13 protein-coding genes are annotated in these 17,165 nt (G+C 67.1%); 11 read left to right on the top strand and 2 right to left on the bottom strand.

The genetic code is table 11. From position 1 onward, the window contains the following. Window positions 1–7 precede the first annotated feature (7 nt). The 7 genes from ACQHGV_RS09900 (at window position 8) to ACQHGV_RS09870 (ending at window position 8,779) form a co-directional block, all read left to right on the top strand. The gene (locus tag ACQHGV_RS09900) at window positions 8–970 is read left to right on the top strand and encodes an ArsR/SmtB family transcription factor (RefSeq protein ID WP_440978064.1); all 963 of its coding nucleotides are present in this window, start codon (window positions 8–10) and stop codon (window positions 968–970) included. After that, the gene (metF, locus tag ACQHGV_RS09895) at window positions 967–1,908 is read left to right on the top strand and encodes a methylenetetrahydrofolate reductase (RefSeq protein WP_440978063.1); all 942 of its coding nucleotides are present in this window, start codon (window positions 967–969) and stop codon (window positions 1,906–1,908) included. The genes ACQHGV_RS09900 and metF overlap by 4 nt, the downstream gene beginning before the upstream one ends. A gap of 271 nt (window positions 1,909–2,179) precedes the next feature. Continuing rightward, window positions 2,180–3,226, top strand: coding sequence for a homocysteine S-methyltransferase family protein (locus ACQHGV_RS09890; RefSeq protein ID WP_440978062.1), 1,047 nt, complete (start codon window positions 2,180–2,182; stop codon window positions 3,224–3,226). 140 nt (window positions 3,227–3,366) lie between these two features. Further along, entirely contained in the window at window positions 3,367–5,967 is a 2,601-nt protein-coding gene (metH, locus tag ACQHGV_RS09885; RefSeq protein WP_440978061.1) for a methionine synthase, read from the top strand. A 208-nt stretch (window positions 5,968–6,175) separates the two neighbouring features. Continuing rightward, window positions 6,176–7,354, top strand: coding sequence for an EAL domain-containing protein (locus tag ACQHGV_RS09880; RefSeq protein WP_440978060.1), 1,179 nt, complete (start codon window positions 6,176–6,178; stop codon window positions 7,352–7,354). A gap of 91 nt (window positions 7,355–7,445) precedes the next feature. Then, entirely contained in the window at window positions 7,446–8,165 is a 720-nt protein-coding gene (gntA, locus tag ACQHGV_RS09875; protein WP_440980187.1) for a guanitoxin biosynthesis heme-dependent pre-guanitoxin N-hydroxylase GntA, read from the top strand. Further along, window positions 8,162–8,779, top strand: a complete 618-nt coding sequence (locus tag ACQHGV_RS09870; protein WP_440978059.1) for a DUF1989 domain-containing protein — start codon at window positions 8,162–8,164, stop codon at window positions 8,777–8,779. Before gntA ends, ACQHGV_RS09870 begins: the two co-directional genes overlap by 4 nt. A gap of 111 nt (window positions 8,780–8,890) precedes the next feature. On the opposite strand, the gene ACQHGV_RS09865 is transcribed toward ACQHGV_RS09870, so the two are convergent. After that, a complete protein-coding gene (locus tag ACQHGV_RS09865; RefSeq protein WP_440978058.1) occupies window positions 8,891–10,603 on the bottom strand; it encodes an alkaline phosphatase family protein in 1,713 nt (570 codons plus the stop codon). Window positions 10,604–10,670: 67 nt separating this feature from the next. On the opposite strand from ACQHGV_RS09865, the gene ACQHGV_RS09860 reads away from it, so the two are divergent. The 4 genes from ACQHGV_RS09860 (at window position 10,671) to ACQHGV_RS09845 (ending at window position 16,092) form a co-directional block, all read left to right on the top strand. Next, window positions 10,671–12,695: a protein-disulfide reductase DsbD family protein gene (locus tag ACQHGV_RS09860; RefSeq protein WP_440978057.1), complete on the top strand. Its 2,025-nt coding sequence runs from the start codon at window positions 10,671–10,673 to the stop codon at window positions 12,693–12,695. A 207-nt stretch (window positions 12,696–12,902) separates the two neighbouring features. Continuing rightward, a complete protein-coding gene (locus tag ACQHGV_RS09855; protein WP_440978056.1) occupies window positions 12,903–14,396 on the top strand; it encodes a circularly permuted type 2 ATP-grasp protein in 1,494 nt (497 codons plus the stop codon). Then, a complete protein-coding gene (locus ACQHGV_RS09850; RefSeq protein ID WP_183952041.1) occupies window positions 14,396–15,331 on the top strand; it encodes an alpha-E domain-containing protein in 936 nt (311 codons plus the stop codon). The genes ACQHGV_RS09855 and ACQHGV_RS09850 overlap by 1 nt, the downstream gene beginning before the upstream one ends. Then, window positions 15,331–16,092, top strand: a complete 762-nt coding sequence (locus ACQHGV_RS09845) for a transglutaminase family protein (RefSeq protein ID WP_440978055.1) — start codon at window positions 15,331–15,333, stop codon at window positions 16,090–16,092. Before ACQHGV_RS09850 ends, ACQHGV_RS09845 begins: the two co-directional genes overlap by 1 nt. Window positions 16,093–16,267: 175 nt before the next feature. On the opposite strand, the gene ACQHGV_RS09840 is transcribed toward ACQHGV_RS09845, so the two are convergent. Next, on the bottom strand, window positions 16,268–17,065 hold the full coding sequence (locus ACQHGV_RS09840) for an arginyltransferase (protein ID WP_183952043.1): 798 nt from the start codon (window positions 17,063–17,065) through the stop codon (window positions 16,268–16,270). Window positions 17,066–17,165: the final 100 nt, after the last annotated feature.

The following is a 17,165-nucleotide window of genomic DNA, read 5'->3' as shown; positions in this document are numbered from 1 at the left end:
GTGATCCATGGCGAACGCGCTCGAAATCTTTCGCGCTCTGGGCGATCCGACGCGGCTGCGCATCCTGGCGCTACTGCGCTCGATGGAGCTGTCGGTGGGCGAACTGGCGCAGGTGCTGGGCCAGAGCCAGCCGCGCGTCAGCCGCCATGTAAAGATCCTGGTCGACGCCGAACTGGCCGAACGGCGCAAGGAAGGCAGCTGGGTCTTCGTCGCGCTGGGTGACCGTGAGGCGGTCGAGCCGATGACGGCGGCGCTGGATCGCTGGACCGCCGAGACGCCCGACCCCTGGGTCGTGGCCGACGTGGCGCGGCTGGCGGCGGTGCGCGCCGACCGGGCAGCGAGTGCGGCCGCCTGGTTCGAGGATCATGCGGGCGAGTGGGACGCGATCCGCTCGCTTCATGTCGCGGACAGCGAGATCGAGGAGGCGATGGCGGGCCTGATCGGCGAGGGCGATCTGGGCGCGCTGATCGACATCGGTACGGGCACCGGGCGGATGCTGGAGCTGTTCGGCGACCGGGCGGAAAGCGCGCTGGGCATCGATCGTTCGTCGGAGATGCTGCGGCTGGCGCGCGCAAAACTGCATGGACGCGCCAACACCGAGTTGCGGCAGGCCGACCTCTATGCGCTGCCCATGGGCGACGGCGCGGCGGACATCGCGATCCTGCACCATGTCCTGCACTTCGCGCAGCAGCCGGGGGCGGCGATTGCCGAGGCGGCGCGGGTGCTGGGGCCGGGCGGACGGCTGTTGATCGCCGACTTCGCGCCGCATGATCGCGAGGAATTGCGGCAAAAGGCGGCGCATAGCCGTCTGGGCTTTGCCGATGAGCAGATGGCCAGCTGGTTCGGCCCCGCCGGGCTGACGCTGGCCGAGACAAAGACGCTGGAGGGTGGCGAACTGACCGTCAAACTCTGGCTGGGTGTGAAGAAGGGGCTTCGGCCCGTCGAGACGAATAGGGTGAGGGCGGCATGACGAACACGATCCTGACGCGGGCCGAGGCCGCGCTGGCGCATGAGGAACCGCTGTTCGCCGATGTCGGCGGCGATATCGCGGTCAGCTTCGAATTCTTCCCGCCCAAGACGGAGAAGATGGACGCGCAGCTCTGGGATGCGATCCGCACGCTGGAGCCGCTCGACCCGCGTTTCGTGTCGGTGACCTACGGCGCGGGCGGCTCGACCCGTGAGCGGACCCATGCGACCGTCGCGCGCATCCAGCGCGAGACGACGATGGACGCCGCCGCGCACCTGACCTGCGTCGAGGCGACGCGCGAGGAGATCGACCAGGTCGCACAGGAATATTGGGCGGCGGGCGTGCGGCATGTCGTGGCACTGCGCGGGGATCCCCCCGCCGAGGGCGCACGCTTCGTCAGCCATCCGGGCGGCTATGAGAACGCCGCCGATCTGGTCGCTGGCCTGAAGAAGCTGCACCCCTTCGAGATTTCGGTCGCGGCCTATCCCGAATGCCATCCGGACTCGGCCGATCAACAGGCCGACATCGATAACCTCAAGCGCAAGATCGACGCCGGGGCGAACCGGGCGATCACGCAGTTCTTCTTCTCGCCGGAAGCCTATTTCCGCTTCCGCGATGCCGCCGCTGCGGCGGGGATTACGGCGGAGATTGTGCCGGGCATCCTTCCGGTGTCGAACGTCGCGCAGACCCGCAAATTCGCCGCCATGTGCGGAGCGCGTATTCCCGACTGGATGGACCGTCTGTTCGAGGGGCTGGACGACCATCCCGGCGCGCGCCAGCTGGTCGCCGCGACCATCGCCGCCGAGATGTGCCGTCGGCTCTATGCGGGTGGGGTGAAGGGCTTCCACTTCTACACGCTCAACCGTGCCGAGCTGGCCTATGCGATCAGCCATCTGCTGGGCGTGCGCGGCAAGAAGGCTGAGGCGGTCGCGGCGGCGTGACGGTTAGCCCCCTCTCGCAAGCGGGAGGGGGTTGGGGGAGGGCGGTTCGGCAGGCTGTGTCGCCTGTAGCTTTCCCTCCCCCGGCCCCTCCCGCCTGCGGGAGGGGAGAGATGAAATGGAGGTCGGGGGTGGCGAAAGCGCAGGACCGACGACCCAAGCACGCCCCTCCCGTAAACGGGAGGGGATGGGGGAGGGCAAGCCACGGGCGATCACGTCTGCGGTTGGCCGGATCCCGAACAGGACAACCGCTCGCCAGAGCAGGAGCAAGACGATGACGACCCGCGACACATTCCTCGCCGAAGCGGCCAAGCGCATCCTGATCACCGACGGCGCGTTCGGGACCGAGATCCAGAATTGGAAGCTGGACGAGGCGGCCTATGCGGGAACGCTGGGCCTGAGCCACGACCAGAAGGGCAATAACGACATCCTGGCGCTCACCAAGCCCGAGGTGCCCGAGTCCATCCACCGCGCCTATTTCGAGGCGGGGGCGGACATTGCCGAGACCAATACCTTCTCCGCCAACCGGATCAGCCAGGCCGATTACGGCGCCGAACATCTGGTGCGCGAGATCAATGTCGAGAGTGCCAAGCTCGCCCGCCGCCTGGCCGACGAATATCAGGCGAAGGATGGCCGCCCCCGCTTCGTCGCGGGCGCGATCGGGCCGACCAATAAGACGCTGTCGCTGTCGCCGGACGTCAACGATCCTGGCTATCGCGAGATCGACTTCGATTATCTGAAGGACGTGTACCGCGAACAGATCGACGCACTGGTCGAGGGCGGGGCGGACTTCATCCTGATCGAGACGGTATTCGACACGCTGAACGCCAAGGCCGGGATCATGGCCACGATCGAGGCGGGCGAAGCATTGGGTCGCGACATCCCGATCATGCTGTCGATGACGCTGACCGACCTGTCGGGCCGCAACCTGTCGGGCCATACGGTCGAGGCCTTCTGGCACGCGGTGCGTCATGCCAAGCCGCTGACCATCGGGCTGAACTGCTCGTTCGGCGCGGAGCAGCTGCGTCCGCATGTGAAGACGCTCTCCGAAATCTGCGACACGCTCATCATGATCTATCCCAATGCCGGGCTGCCCAACGAACTGGGCGCTTATGACGAGGCGCCCGTCACAACCGCCGGGCTGGTCGGCGAATGGGCGGTCGAGGGGCAGGTCAATGTGCTGGGCGGCTGCTGCGGCTCGACGCCTGCGCATATCAAGGCGATCGCCGACAAGGTGAAGGGCATGAAACCCCGCGCCATCCCGACCCCGCCGGTCGTCACCCGCCTCGCCGGGCTGGAGCCGTTCACCATGGCGGCGTAACTTCGTAATTCCTCCCCTGTAAGGGGAGGGGGACCATGCGAAGCATGGTGGAGGGGTGTCCCCCCTCGATAGCGTGACACCCCTCCGTCAGGGCTTCGCCCTGCCACCTCCCCTGCAAGGGGAGGAATAGAGATCGAAAAATGACCCAGACCGCCTCTTCCACCAATTTCGTCAATGTCGGCGAGCGGACCAACGTCACCGGCTCGGCGGCGTTCAAGAAGATGATCCTGGCGGGCGATTACACCCGCGCGGTGGAGGTGGCCCGCAGCCAGGTCGAGAATGGCGCGCAGGTGGTCGACGTCAACATGGACGAAGGGCTGCTCGACGCCGAATACGCCATGACCACCTTCCTCAAGCTGATCGCCGCCGAGCCCGATATCGCGCGCGTGCCGATCATGATCGACAGCTCGAAATGGAGCGTGATCGAGGCGGGCCTGAAGTGCGTCTCGGGCAAGCCGATCGTCAATTCGATCAGCATGAAGGAAGGCGAGGAGGCGTTCCTTCATTGTGCCCGCCGCTGCATGGCTTACGGCGCGGCGGTCGTCGTCATGGCGTTCGACGAGGTCGGGCAGGCGGATACCAAGGACCGCAAGGTCGAAATCTGCGCGCGCGCCTATGACCTGCTGATGGGAATCGGCTTCCCGCCCGAGGACATCATCTTCGACCCCAATGTCTTCGCGGTCGCGACCGGCATCGAAGAGCATAACAATTACGGCGTCGACTTCATCGAGGCGTGCCGCGAGATCAAGGCGCGCTGCCCGCACGTCCATATCTCGGGCGGCCTGTCGAACCTGTCGTTCAGCTTCCGCGGCAACGAGCCGGTGCGCCGTGCGATGCACTCCGTGTTCCTCTACCACGCCATCCCGGCGGGGATGGACATGGCGATCGTCAATGCGGGGCAGCTCGACGTGTATGACACGATCGATCCCGAACTGCGCACGGCCTGCGAGGATGTCGTCCTCAATCGCGATCCGGACGCGGGCGAGCGGCTGGTGGCGCTGGCCGAGCGGTTCCGGGGCACCGATGCGGTGGCGGAGAAGCAGGCGGCCGAATGGCGCGGCTTCGATGTGCGCAAGCGGCTGGAATATGCGCTGGTCAAGGGCATCGACGCGCATGTCGTCGAGGATACCGAGGAAATGCGCCAGGCGATGGATCGCCCGATCGAGGTGATCGAAGGGCCGCTGATGGACGGCATGAACGTCGTCGGCGACCTGTTTGGCTCCGGCAAGATGTTCCTGCCGCAGGTGGTGAAGTCCGCCCGCGTCATGAAGAAGGCCGTCGCGCACCTGCTGCCCTTCATCGAGGCGGCGAAGGAGCCGGGCGCGAAGGGCAAGGGCAAGATCGTGCTCGCGACCGTGAAGGGTGACGTCCACGATATCGGCAAGAACATCGTCGGCGTCGTGCTCCAGTGCAACGGTTTCGAGGTGGTCGACCTGGGCGTCATGGTCCCCTGGGCGAAGATCATCGAAGCGGCGAACGAGAATGACGCCGACATGATCGGTCTGTCGGGCCTCATCACCCCCTCGCTCGACGAGATGGTGACGGTGGGCGAGGAGATGCAGCGGGCGGGCATGACCATGCCGCTGCTGATCGGCGGCGCGACGACCTCCAAGGTCCACACCGCGCTGCGCATTGCGCCCGCTTATTCGGGGCCGGTGGTGCATGTCCTCGACGCATCCCGCGCGGTCGGCGTCGCGACGACGCTCGTGTCCGACACCCAGCGCGATCCATATGTCGCGCAGGTCGCCGCCGATTACGAAGCCGTCCGTAAGGCGCGCGAGGGCAAGGGGGCCAATGCCCTCCTGCCGCTGGAGGAAGCGCGCGCGCGTGGGTTCGTTGCGGACATGGCGTTGAAGGCGGGCGATCCGAAGCAGCCGGGCGTCCATGTCTATCAGGATTGGGACCTGTCCGACCTGCGCGACTATATCGACTGGACGCCCTTCTTCCGCGCCTGGGAACTGGCGGGCAATTTCCCCGCCATCCTGACCGACGAAGTGGTCGGCGAGAGTGCGAGCGGGCTGTACGCCGATGCGCAGGCGATGCTCGACACGATGATCGCCGAGAAGTGGCTGACCGCGCGCGGTGTCGCCGCGCTCTGGCCCTGTCGCCGCGACGGTGACGACGTGGTGCTGACGGCGGACGGCGAAGAGACCCGCATCCCGTTCCTGCGCCAGCAGATCGCCAAGCGCGAGGGGCGCGCGAACATGTGTCTGGCCGACTTCATCGATCCGGCCGGCGACTGGATCGGCGGCTTCGCGGTCGGCATCCACGGCATCGACGCGCATATCGAACGCTTCCGTAGCAATCACGACGATTACAACGACATTCTGCTTAAAGCGCTGGCCGATCGTCTGGCGGAGGCGTTCGCCGAGCGGCTGCACGCGCATGTCCGCACCGACCTGTGGGGCTATGCGGCGGGGGAGCAGCTGACCAACGACGCGCTGATCCGCGAGCAATATCGCGGCATCCGCCCCGCGCCCGGCTATCCCGCCTGCCCCGAGCACAGCATCAAGCGCACGCTGTTCGACCTGCTGGGCGCGGAAGAGGCGGTCGGGCTGGAACTCACCGACAGCTTCGCGATGCTGCCCACGGCGGCGGTCAGCGGCTTCTACTTCGGCCATGCCCAGGCGGAGTATTTCGGCGTCGCGCGAATCGGCGAGGATCAGGTGGCGGATTATGCGACCCGACGGGGCGTCGACATGCCGCAGGCGACGCGCTGGTTGCGACCCAATCTCGACTGATCACGGGACTATCCCAACCACGAGATTGATCTTCATATATAAAATAAGTTGCAATCGACATTAGGAATCGGTCTCAAAAAGAAGGTTAACGATCCTGCCCCATCTTTATAGCCTATCAAGCCCGTGGTAATTACGCCGGTGTCCTAACACATGCGTTCACTGGGGCGTTGGGGCTTGGTGTTCTGCCTCTTACAGGGGTCGGGGGAAAGTGCCGGAGGGCTATTACGACGTCGAGATCAGCAATCTCGCGTTGATCGAGGCTTGCTGGGGGGCGGCCGTCGCGGATCAGGTGATCGACCATGTCCAGATGCGGCTCCACCATGCCGGGCTGCGGGTCGCGCAGGACGACGCGCGCGGGCGTTTCCGGATCGTCTGCAACATGCGCAGGCCGGGTTTCGTCGATCACCAGCATCTGGCCGATCTGCCCTATCGCCTGTCTGCCGAACCCATCTCGATCGAACGCGCCACCAATGAAAGGGCGGCGGCGCTGCATGCCGTCATATCATGGCAATGCGACAATCTGCCGCGCTATCGCTCTCCGCGTGACATCCAGGTCGATCACCAGGAACGCTGGTTCGCGATCTACAAGAGCGACATGCAGATCGTCGCCTATCTCTTTCGCTGCATGAAGGAGGGGCGGCTCGCCCCGCACTGGCAGGCCGTCCGCGACTATCGCGATCCCGGGCAGGTCCTCTATCACGAAGCGCTGTTGCGGTTCAGCGAGCCCAACGAAGCGCTGTCGCCGGGCGTCGTCTTTCTGGCGCTGGAGCGGACCGGTCTTGCCTCGACCTTCGACTGGCTGATGGTGTCCCATGTCATCGGGGAGCTGGAGGCCCATCCGGGGGTGACGCTGGGCGTGAACATCTCGGCCCATTCCGCGCATCTGCATGGCTGGTGGGGCAGCGTGATCGAGGATCTGCGCGCCCGTCCGGGACTGGCGCAGCGGCTGGTCGTCGAGATCACCGAGACCGAACCGCTGACCCATGTCGCCGACGCGGTGATCTTCGCACGACGCCTGCGCGATTGCGGCGTGACGCTGGCCCTCGACGATTTCGGGACGGGCTATCTATCGATCCGGCATCTCATGGAGCTGATGCCCGCCTTCGTGAAAACGGACGGGTCGTTCGTGAAGCGGGCGATCTGCCCGATCGATCCCTGTTATGCGCTTCCCCATATCGTCGGCCTGGTCCACGCGCTGGGCGGTACGGTGATCGTCGAAGGCGTCGAGACGGCCGGGATGGCGGACCTGGCCTATGTCAGCGGCGCGATATGGCAGCAGGGTTATTTCCATGGCGAGCCCGGTCTGATCCGCAGCGGGATCACCCGACCCCTGCCACGTCTGCCCGACTACGATCAGCGGCAAACACCCGCACAATGGCGACATTGATCTTCATCAACTATCGTCAAAATATGCTATAACTGATTGATCGATGTTGGTTTTAGGAACGACCATCGTCGAGGCGGCGTTGGGGCATCCCATGTCAGATACCGTCAGCAGTCTCTTTCCCGCGCATGACCCCAGCGAGGGGGAATCGGCCGATCTTATGCGCGCCCATATCGCGGCGGCGGACTTTCCATGCGTCGGCGCGAAGTCGGCGATGGCGCGCGGCACGATGGAAATCCTGGGTGCGCGCGACATCGCCAGCGCCTGGGACGACCTGCGCATCCACGACACGCTTCGCCGTTTCGCCGAACAGTATCGCGCCGCGCCGCAACTGTTCCGCAGTCTGGCGGTGGTCTTTGCCGGCCCGACCGAACTGGACGAAGCGGCGTTCGAGCGCGCGGTCTGGGCGCGCATCCAGTCGCTGTCGGACAAGGATGTCTGGCTGGGCCAGGATTGGGACCCGCGCGTCAGCCCCAATCCGGAGGACCCGCATTTCTCGCTGTCCTTTGGCGGCGAGGCGTTCTTCGTCGTCGGGCTGCATCCGCATGCCAGCCGCCCGGCGCGCCGTTTTCCGCGGCCCGCGATGATCTTCAACCTGCACGACCAATTCGAGACGCTGCGCGCGCAGGGGAAGTACGAGACGATGCGCGAAAAGATCATGGTGCGCGATGAAGCCCTGGCGGGGTCGCGCAACCCGATGCTCGCGCGCCACGGCGAGGTCAGCGAGGCGCGCCAGTATAGCGGCCGCGTGGTCGAGGCGGGATGGCGCTGTCCCTTTCATTATGCCGGGCAGCAGGGCGGGGTGGAGTCATGAGCATCGCCCAGCCCGTCGAAATCCCGCCGCGCAGCGGTGACGCGTTCCGCATGGCGAGGGGCGACAGCCTGACCGTCATCGACCCGCGCGGGCGGCAGGTCGCCGATCTGCTGGCGTTCAATGCCGATGATCTGGACGAGGTCATCTCGTCGGGCCGGACGCTCGATTATGCCGAGACGATCCGGCTGACCACGGGGCACAAGCTCTATTCCAACCGATCGCGGGTGATGCTGGAGATCGTCGAGGACACGGTCGGCATGCACGACTTCCTGCTGACGCCCTGCTCGGTCGATACGTTCGACCATTTCTATCCTGATCTGCCGCGCCATCGGGGGTGCTTCGGCAATCTCGCCGCCGCGCTCGCGCCTTACGGGGTCGTGCCCGACCGGATACCGGTGGCGTTCAACTGCTTCATGAACGTGCCGGTCCATGGCGAGACCGGCAAGCTGGAAGTCCTACCGCCGCTGAGCGGGCCGGGGGACTATATCCGCTTCGTCGCGCAGATGGATCTGGTGATCGGGCTGACCGCCTGTTCGGCGCCGGCGTCGAATGGCGGATCGTTCAAGCCGATCCAGTACCGGGTGGACCGGGCGTCGGATATTCCTCCCCTGTAAGGGGAGGTGGCAGTCCGCAGGACTGACGGAGGGGTGTCACCACCGGCGGGGACACCCCTCCACCACCGCTTCGCGGCGGTCGTCCTTCCCTTACAGGGGAGGAATAGCGGCTTACCGCTTACATGTATCCGCGACACCTGGGTCGAGGTCCAGGCAGCGCCCGTCGACGCCCGTCATCGGCAGACCGATCGTCGCGGCCAGCGTGGGCGCGATGTCGACCGTCTCGACCGACAGCGGCTGTTCGAAGCCGGCCATCCCCTTGCGCCAGAACAGGATCGGCACGCGGCGGTCATAGTCCCAGGGCGAGCCATGTGTCTCGACATAGCCCGGCGTCGGCTCCTCGATCGTCGTCACGCGCGGGTTGAGCAGGATCAGCAGATCGCCCGAGCGCGTGGGATCATAGGAGGAGCGCGCCTTTTCTTTCAACGTCCAGGTCTCGGGCGGCGTGGTCGGCCAGGGCGTCGCGGCGATCTCGTCGCGGGTCAGCGCGGCGGCGACCTGCGGCAATGCCTCGAACCGGCGCTTCGCCTCGGCCAGCACCTTGGCGCGCGTCGCGGCGGGCAGGTCGCGGTTGATATAGATGTCGCCTTCCGCGCTCATCATGATCGGCGGCGTGTTGGACAGGCCCAGGTCGCGCGCGATCGCGGCGGCCATCGCCTTGGTCTTGGCCTCGGGCGCGACATGGCTTTCCATCGGCATGGCGCGGATCTGCTGCCGCTCGGTCATGTCGTGCGCGCCGTGGTCGGCGGTCAGCATCACCTCATAATCGACGCCGGTCTGGTCGAGCACCTCGAAGAAGCCCGCCAGCGAACGGTCGAGTTCGGCCATCTGGATGCACATCTCGGTGCCCTGGGTGCCCAGCGCATGGCCGATATAGTCGGTCGCCGACAGGCCCACCGACAGGATGTCGGTCGCCGGCCCCTTGCCGAGCTGCATGTCCTGCACGAAGCCCGCCGCCATCGCCAGCACCGCCGCATCGGCGGCGGGCGAGACGCGGAACGCCTTCAGATCGCCCGCCGCGCGCTGGAAACGGCCGGTGCCGATCGTCTGGCCGCCGACGGTGATCGGCCGGTCGAGCGGCTTGCAGAAACCGGGCAGCGGCAGCGCGTCCTGCGGGCGGGCGACCAGATCGGCGACCGCCTTGCGCGTGCGCTCGACCACCGGGGGCACCGTGCGGCCGGCATAGGAGACATAGGTCTTGCCGTCCCACCACCAGATCTCGTCCATCTTGTGGCCGCCCATCATCACCGCGGCGCGGTCCTTGCCCGCGACCGAGACGGTGCGCACGCGGCTGTCGGCGGTCTTCATCCGCTCGCCCAGCGTCGGCACCTTCAGATGCTTGTCGGAGACGGTGTAGTTGTTGTGGTCGTTGCCCGCGACGCTTTCGTCCTCCGAGCAATAGACGATCTTGTCGGCGCGGTTCACCGACTGGTCGACCCAGTTGTTGGCGATGATGCCGGTATGCGCGGGGCGATAGCCGGTCAGGATGGTCGAGTGGCCCGGGCACGTCTCGGTCGCGGCATGGCTCTGATAGCCTGAGGGAAAGACCGCGCCGGTCAGCAGCCGCGCCATGCCGCCGGTGAAGCGGTTGCGATACTGTGCGAACAGATCGGCTGAGAACTGGTCGACCGAGATGGCCACGATCAGCTTGGGCGGAGTCGTGGGGAAGGGGGGCAGCGGCGTCGTCGCCGGACGGTTGGTCAGGCTGGCGGGTGCGGGGCCGGGCTCCGGGCTGGCCTGCTGGGCAATGGCCGGGGCGGAGGCGGCGAGCATCGCGGCCGAGGCGAGGAGTGCGGTGCGAAGCGCGACGGGGAGCGGCGTCATGGGCATCCTTGATGCAAAGCGGGAACGGCGGCGCTATGGAACGCCAAACGGGTATAGGGCAAGGTCGATGCGCGGTTGGTTTTACATCCTGATGACGGCGCTGTTCATGATGGTCGCCACCGCGCCCGTCATGGCCGACAGCGCGCCGCCGCCGGCGCCCGGCGCGATCCATCTGCCGATGCGGCTGGTCCCCGAAAGTGCTGCGCCGCGTGCCGGATCGACGGTCACGCTCGCCATCGCCGCCACGCCCGACAAAGGCTGGCATGGCTATTGGAAGAATGGCGGCGATGCCGGCCTGCCGACCGAGGCGCATTGGACCTTGCCCACAGGCGTCACGGCGGGGGGCTTGCGCTATCCGGTGCCGGGACGGCTGAAGATCGCGGGCCTGATGAACTATGTCTATGAGCGGCCCTTCGCGCTACTCGTCGACTTGTCCGTGCCCGCCGGGCTGACGGCCGGCACCGCGCTGCCCGTGTCGGTCAAGCTCGACTATCTCGTGTGCACCGACACGATCTGCGTGCCCGAGAGCCAGACCCTGTCGACCCGGCTGACCATCGGCGACGGGGCGATCGACCCGTCGGTGCGCGCCGAGTTCGACCGCTGGCGCGCGGCCTTGCCCAAGCCGCTGGGCGGCGAGGGCGTGATCGAGACACGGGGCAAGACGGTGCGCATCGCCGTGCCGCTCCCCGCCGCGGTGGCGGTCAAGGACGTCTATTTCTTCCCCGATCGGAGCGGCATCATCGACCATGCCGCCGATCAGGCGCTGGCGCGGCAGGGTGATCAGGCGATCCTGACCATCCCGGCCGCCGCCGTGCCGACGCCGGGACCGGTGTCAGGCGTGCTGTCAATCGGCGAGGGCAAGGGGCTGGCCTTCACCGCCAAGCCGGGGACGATCGCGGGTGCCAGCGATACGAGCAGGGGGGTCGGCGCGATCGTGCTGGCCTTTCTGGGAGCGGTGCTGGGCGGGTTGCTGCTCAACATCATGCCCTGCGTCTTCCCGATCCTAAGCCTGAAGGCGCTGAGTCTGGCGCGCGGCGGGGGCGACGAACGCCATGCCCGGACTGAGGCGCTGGCTTATACGGCGGGCGTGGTGCTGGTCTGTGTCGGGCTGGGCGTCATCCTGCTGGCCCTGCGCGCCGGCGGCCAGAGCGCGGGTTGGGCGTTCCAGTTGCAGGACCCGCGCGTGATCGGCGTGCTGCTGCTGCTGGTCGCGGGCATCGCCTTCAATCTGGCGGGGCTGTTCGAACTGCCGACCCCCGCCTTTGCCGGGCGTTCGGGCGCGATGGGATCGTTTGCGACCGGCGCGCTGGCGGCGTTCGTCGCGACGCCCTGTTCGGGGCCGTTCATGGCCGGTGCGCTGGGCGCGGCGCTGGTCCTGCCCGCCGCCGCCGCGCTGGCGGTGTTCGCCGGGCTGGGGATCGGCATCGCGCTGCCCTTCCTGGCGATCGGCTTTATCCCCGCGCTGCGGCGGCGGCTGCCCAAGCCGGGGATATGGATGGTGCGGCTGCGCCATATCCTGTCGGTGCCGATGTTCCTGACCGCGCTCGCGCTGGCCTGGATATTGGGGCAGGAGGCGGGGGTGACCGGCATGACGCTAGGGCTGGCCGCCACGCTACTCGCCTCGCTGGGTTTCTGGTGGACGGGGTTGCGGCAGCATGGCGGCAAGGCGCGCGCCTTCTGGCCGGCGCTCGTCATGCTGGTGTTGGCGGTCGCGATCGTCGTGACGGTCAAGCCCGCCGCCGCCGTCGCCAAGTCGGCGGCCGACACCGCCTTTACCGAGGCCAAGCTGGACTCGCTGCGCAAGGAGGGGCGGCCGGTCTTCGCCTATTTCACCGCCGACTGGTGCCTCAGCTGCAAGGTCAACGAAGCCGCCGCGATCGAGCGCTCCTCGGTCCGCGACGCGTTCGCCCGCAACAAGGTGGCGGTGCTGGTCGGCGACTGGACCGATGGCGATCCCGTGCTGGGACGGTTTATCGAGCGGCATAACCGGGCGGGGGTGCCGCTATACCTCTATTACGCACCGGGCGCGAAAGAGCCGCAGGTGCTGCCCCAGGTGCTGACGCCGTCGATGCTGGAGAAGCTGGGGGCGTAAGTCTCTGTAATTCCTCCCCTGGAAGGGGAGGTGGCGCGCGGAGCGCGACGGAGGGGTGTCGCCCTCTCGATAGCGGGACACCCCTCCGTCAGGCCTGACGGCCTGCCACCTCCCCTTCCAGGGGAGGAATTCTTTGCCGCCCCCTTGTGTACCCCCATCATGCGGTGCAGCATGGAACCCGGCCGACAGGGGGAGCGTAACAACCGGATGGGGACTATCGCCGCGTTCGACGAAATCATGGGGGGGCTGGATGCTGCGGCGCCGCGCCCCGAACTGGCCGCCTTGCAACGCTGGCTCGATCACACACCCGACACCGAACTTCGCCGCCGCCAGCAATCGGCCGAGGCGACCTTCCGCCAGCTGGGCATCACCTTCGCGGTCTATGGCGAGAGCGACGCGGCCGAGCGGATCATCCCGTTCGACATCGTGCCGCGCGTCTTCCTGCACGACGAATGGGCGCGCCTGTCCGAGGGGCTGGTACAGCGGGTCGAGGCGATCAACGCCTTTCTCGACGACATTTACGGCGAGCGGAAGATCCTGCGCGACGGCATCCTGCCGCCCGACCTGATCTTCGGCAATCCGCAGTTCCGCCCCGAGATCGCAGGGATGCGCCCGCCGCACGGCGTCTGGGCGCATATCTGCGGCATCGACTTGGTCCGCACCGGGCCGGACGATTTCTTCGTGCTGGAGGACAATGCCCGCACCCCCTCGGGCGTCAGCTATATGCTGGAGAATCGCGAGGCGATGCTGCGGCTGTGCCCCGAGCTGTTCCGCCAGTTCCGGGTGGCGGCGGTGGACAGCTATCCCGACCGTCTGCTCGCCACGATGAAGTCGGTCGCGCCGCACGGCGTCGGCGAGCCGACCTGCGTCGTGCTGACCCCGGGTCATTACAACTCGGCCTATTACGAACACAGCTTCCTGGCGGATTCGATGGGGGTCGAGCTGGTCGAGGCGGCCGATCTGGTGGTCGATGACGACATCGTCTGGATGCGCACCATCGCGGGGCGGGTGAAGGTCGACGTCATCTATCGCCGCGTCGATGACGACTTCCTCGATCCGCTGGTCTTCCGCCCGGACTCGATGCTGGGCGTGCCGGGGCTGATCGCGGCCTATGCGGCGGGCAATGTCGCCATTCTCAACGCACCGGGCAACGGCATCGCCGACGACAAGGCGATCTACAGCTATATGCCCGACATCGTCCGCTATTATTCGGGTGCCGAGCCCAAGCTGAAGAATGTCGACACCTGGCGCTGTCGCGAGCCGGAATCGCTGGCTTATGTCCTCGACCATCTGAGCGAGCTGGTGGTCAAGCTGGTCGACGGGTCGGGCGGCTATGGCATGCTGGTCGGCCCCACCGCGACCAGGGCGCAGATCGAGCATTTCCGCGCCGCGCTGATCGCCGAGCCGCATCGCTACATCGCGCAGCCGACGCTGGCGCTGTCGACCGTGCCGACATTGGTCGAAAGCGGGGTCGCGCCGCGCCATGTCGATTTCCGCCCCTTCGTCCTCACCGGCCGCAACGGGGTAGAGGTGACGCCGGGCGGGCTGACCCGGGTCGCGCTGCGCGAGGGCTCGCTGGTCGTCAATTCCAGCCAGGGCGGGGGTACCAAGGACAGTTTCGTCCTGATGCCGCCCGAGCCCGATAATTGGGTGCAGACCCAGACCCAGATGTCGCAGATCCAGATGCAGGGGGACCGCTGATGCTGTCGCGGACCGCGTCCTCGCTCTACTGGCTGGGGCGCTATTTCGAACGGGCCGACTTCATCGCCCGGCTGGTCGAGGCGACGGTGCGGCTGGATGTCCTGTCGCCGCGATCGGCCGGGCTGGCCGCCTGGGGATCGGCGCTGGCCGTGACCGATACCGCCAGCGCCTTTGCCGAGGGCGGGCGCGAGTTGCGGCGGCGTGAGGTCGCCCGCTTCCTGACCGTCGAGACCTGTCACCCCGGCTCGATCGTCCGCTGCATCGACATGGCGCGCACCAATGCGCGTGCGGTGCGCACCGCGCTGACCCGTGAGGCGTGGAGCGCGATCAACCGCGCCTGGCTGCATTTCGAAGCCCGACCCGGCGCCGAGGACCCGACCGCCGTCCTCAGCCTGGTCGAGGCGGTGAAGAACGAGACGCGCGGCTTCGAGGGTGCGGTCCACCGCATGCTGCGCAACCAAACGACCTGGTTCATCCGGCTGGGCCAGGCGGTCGAGCGCGCGGACAATACCGCGCGGCTGCTCGACGTGAAATATCACATCCTGCTGCCGGCGGGCGAGCGGATCGGCGGCGTCGTCGATCGTGACCAGTGGACGACGATCCTTCAGACCGTGTCCGCCGTCACCGCCTATCGCTGGCTCTATTCGGACGGGCTCAAGCCCTCGAACGTCATCGACCTGCTGATCGCACGCGCCGAACTGCCGCGCAGCCTGGCGGCGTCGGTGGAGGAAACGGTGGACGTGCTGGGGCAGCTCGCCCGGCGGACGGGGCAGCATGGGGAGGCGGATCGAATGGCGAGAGTGCGTGCGAACCGGATGAGCAAGACCCGCTCGGGCGATGTGATCGCGGGCGGGCTCCACCAATATCTCGAAGCCTTCATCCTGGAGAATGCCCAGCTGCACGGCGCGATCGGCCGCCAGTTCAAGTTCGCCTGATGCGTATCGCCATCGAGCACCAGATCGTCCACCGCCCGACGCTGCGCGGCAAGGCCGTGGTCCAGATGCTGCGGCTGACGCCCGACAATAGCGACGACCAGACGGTCGCGCATTGGCGGATCGACGTCGATTGCGACGCACGGATGCGATCGGGCCGCGACGGGTTTGGCAATGCAGTGACGATGCTCTATATCGAGGAGCCGGTCGAGACGGTGACGATCACCGCCACCGGCGACGTGCTGACCAGCGACGCGCATGGCATCGTTCGTGGCAGCAACGAGACGCTGCCGCCCGCGCTCTACTTGCGCGGCACCGCCGCCACGCCGGCGAGCGAGGCGGTCACCGCCTTTGCCGCGGAGGCGGTCCGGGACTGTGATGGCCCCCTGGCGATGCTCCACGGCCTGAACGCCGCGATCCATCGCCGCTTCGCGGACGACGGCAAAGCGGCGGCGGCGCTGCTTGGTACGGAGGAAGCGGGGCCGTGCGATCTCGCGCATCTGTTCTGCACCGGTGCGCGGTCGCTCGGTCTGCCGGCGCGGTTCGTGTCGGGCTTCGTCGCCGGGGAGCATGACGCGCGACCGCATTGCTGGGCGGAGGCCTATGTCGCGGAGATCGGCTGGGTCGGCTTCGATCCGGTAATCGGCCTGTCTCCGACCGACACGCATGTCCGGGTCGCCGCCGCACTGGACGCCGCCGGCGCCGCACCGGTCGCGGGCGAGGCTTGGGGGGATCTGGTGCCCTTGACGGCCGAAACCCAATAAAGCGCACAAGCCCCTCCCCTTCAGGGGAGGGGTTGGGGTGGGGCGTCTCAATAGGCGGAGCGCTTGGGGATACGCCCCACCCCCGTCCCCTCCCCTGAAGGGGAGGGGCTGGTTTGAATATGCATCGTCATCGCGCTTTGACGGAAGGGGTTGGGAAGAGGCCCCATCCCCTCGGCTATTCCTCGCCCGCCTCGATCGCGGTTTCGACGGCGGGCGGGCCGCCGATGTCGAGATTGTCGGGCGACAGCAGCGACCAGCCGCGCGGCCCGAGCGCCTCCAGCGGCTGATACCGGGTCTTGTACGCCATGCGCGGCGACCCCTTCACCCAATAGCCGAGATAGACATAGGGCAGACCCGCCGCGCGCGCGCGCAGGATGTGATCCATGATGATGAAATTGCCCAGCCCCGGGCGGCTCTCATCCTCGGTATCGAAGAAGCTGTAGATCATCGACAACCCGTCGCCTTGCCGATCGGTCAGGCACGCGCCGAGCAGCCGCCCGCGCTCGCCATCCGGGCCGGTCGGCGCGCGATATTCGACCACGACCGACTGGACGGGGGACAGCTCGACCATGTCGGCATAATCGCTCTCGTCCATCGCCGCCATGCCGCCGCCGGGGTGGCGGCGGCCGAGATAGCGGCGCAGCAGCTCGAACTGTTCGGCGGTCGCCCAGGGCTGGCAGGCGGTGACCTCCAGATCGGCATGACGGCGCAGCAGCTTGCGCTGGGTGCCGTTGGCGCGGAAGCCGTCGGCCACGACGCGCACCGAAACGCAGGCGGTGCAGCCCGCGCAGGAGGGGCGATAGGCGACCCCCTGGCTGCGGCGGAAACCGATACGGCTCAGCGCCTCGTTCAGCTCGCCGGCATGCTCGCCATTGAGTTCGGTGAACACCTTGCGCTCCTCACGTCCCGCCAGATAGGGGCAGGGGGCGGGGCTGGTGACGAAAAAGCGCGGAAAACGGAAAGGCGCGGTCACCGCCGGGAACTTCCTTCAAGGATTCGGGAACAGGAGTTTCTTAACGAATTTCCCCGCCAAGGGGATGGTCAGAAGCTGTTCGGAAACGGGACGATTGTCG

The sequence above is a fragment of the Sphingomonas pseudosanguinis genome (assembly GCF_052056765.1).
Lineage (GTDB): Bacteria > Pseudomonadota > Alphaproteobacteria > Sphingomonadales > Sphingomonadaceae > Sphingomonas > Sphingomonas pseudosanguinis.
Note: the sequence above shows the minus strand (reverse complement) of the source record. Positions and strands in the feature narration are given on the sequence as shown.

Bases quoted from the DNA above. Each gene is read 5' to 3' on its own strand.
- ACQHGV_RS09890 (WP_440978062.1), top strand. From the start codon at position 2,180: ATGACGACCCGCGACACATTCCTCGCCGAAGCGGCCAAGCGCATCCTG.
- ACQHGV_RS09850 (WP_183952041.1), top strand. From the start codon at position 14,396: ATGCTGTCGCGGACCGCGTCCTCGCTCTACTGGCTGGGGCGCTATTTC.
- ACQHGV_RS09865 (WP_440978058.1), bottom strand. From the start codon at position 10,603: ATGACGCCGCTCCCCGTCGCGCTTCGCACCGCACTCCTCGCCTCGGCC.
- ACQHGV_RS09855 (WP_440978056.1), top strand. From the start codon at position 12,903: ATGGGGACTATCGCCGCGTTCGACGAAATCATGGGGGGGCTGGATGCT.
- gntA (WP_440980187.1), top strand. From the start codon at position 7,446: ATGTCAGATACCGTCAGCAGTCTCTTTCCCGCGCATGACCCCAGCGAG.
- ACQHGV_RS09860 (WP_440978057.1), top strand. From the start codon at position 10,671: ATGCGCGGTTGGTTTTACATCCTGATGACGGCGCTGTTCATGATGGTC.
- metH (WP_440978061.1), top strand. From the start codon at position 3,367: ATGACCCAGACCGCCTCTTCCACCAATTTCGTCAATGTCGGCGAGCGG.
- ACQHGV_RS09870 (WP_440978059.1), top strand. From the start codon at position 8,162: ATGAGCATCGCCCAGCCCGTCGAAATCCCGCCGCGCAGCGGTGACGCG.
- ACQHGV_RS09845 (WP_440978055.1), top strand. From the start codon at position 15,331: ATGCGTATCGCCATCGAGCACCAGATCGTCCACCGCCCGACGCTGCGC.
- metF (WP_440978063.1), top strand. From the start codon at position 967: ATGACGAACACGATCCTGACGCGGGCCGAGGCCGCGCTGGCGCATGAG.
- ACQHGV_RS09900 (WP_440978064.1), top strand. From the start codon at position 8: ATGGCGAACGCGCTCGAAATCTTTCGCGCTCTGGGCGATCCGACGCGG.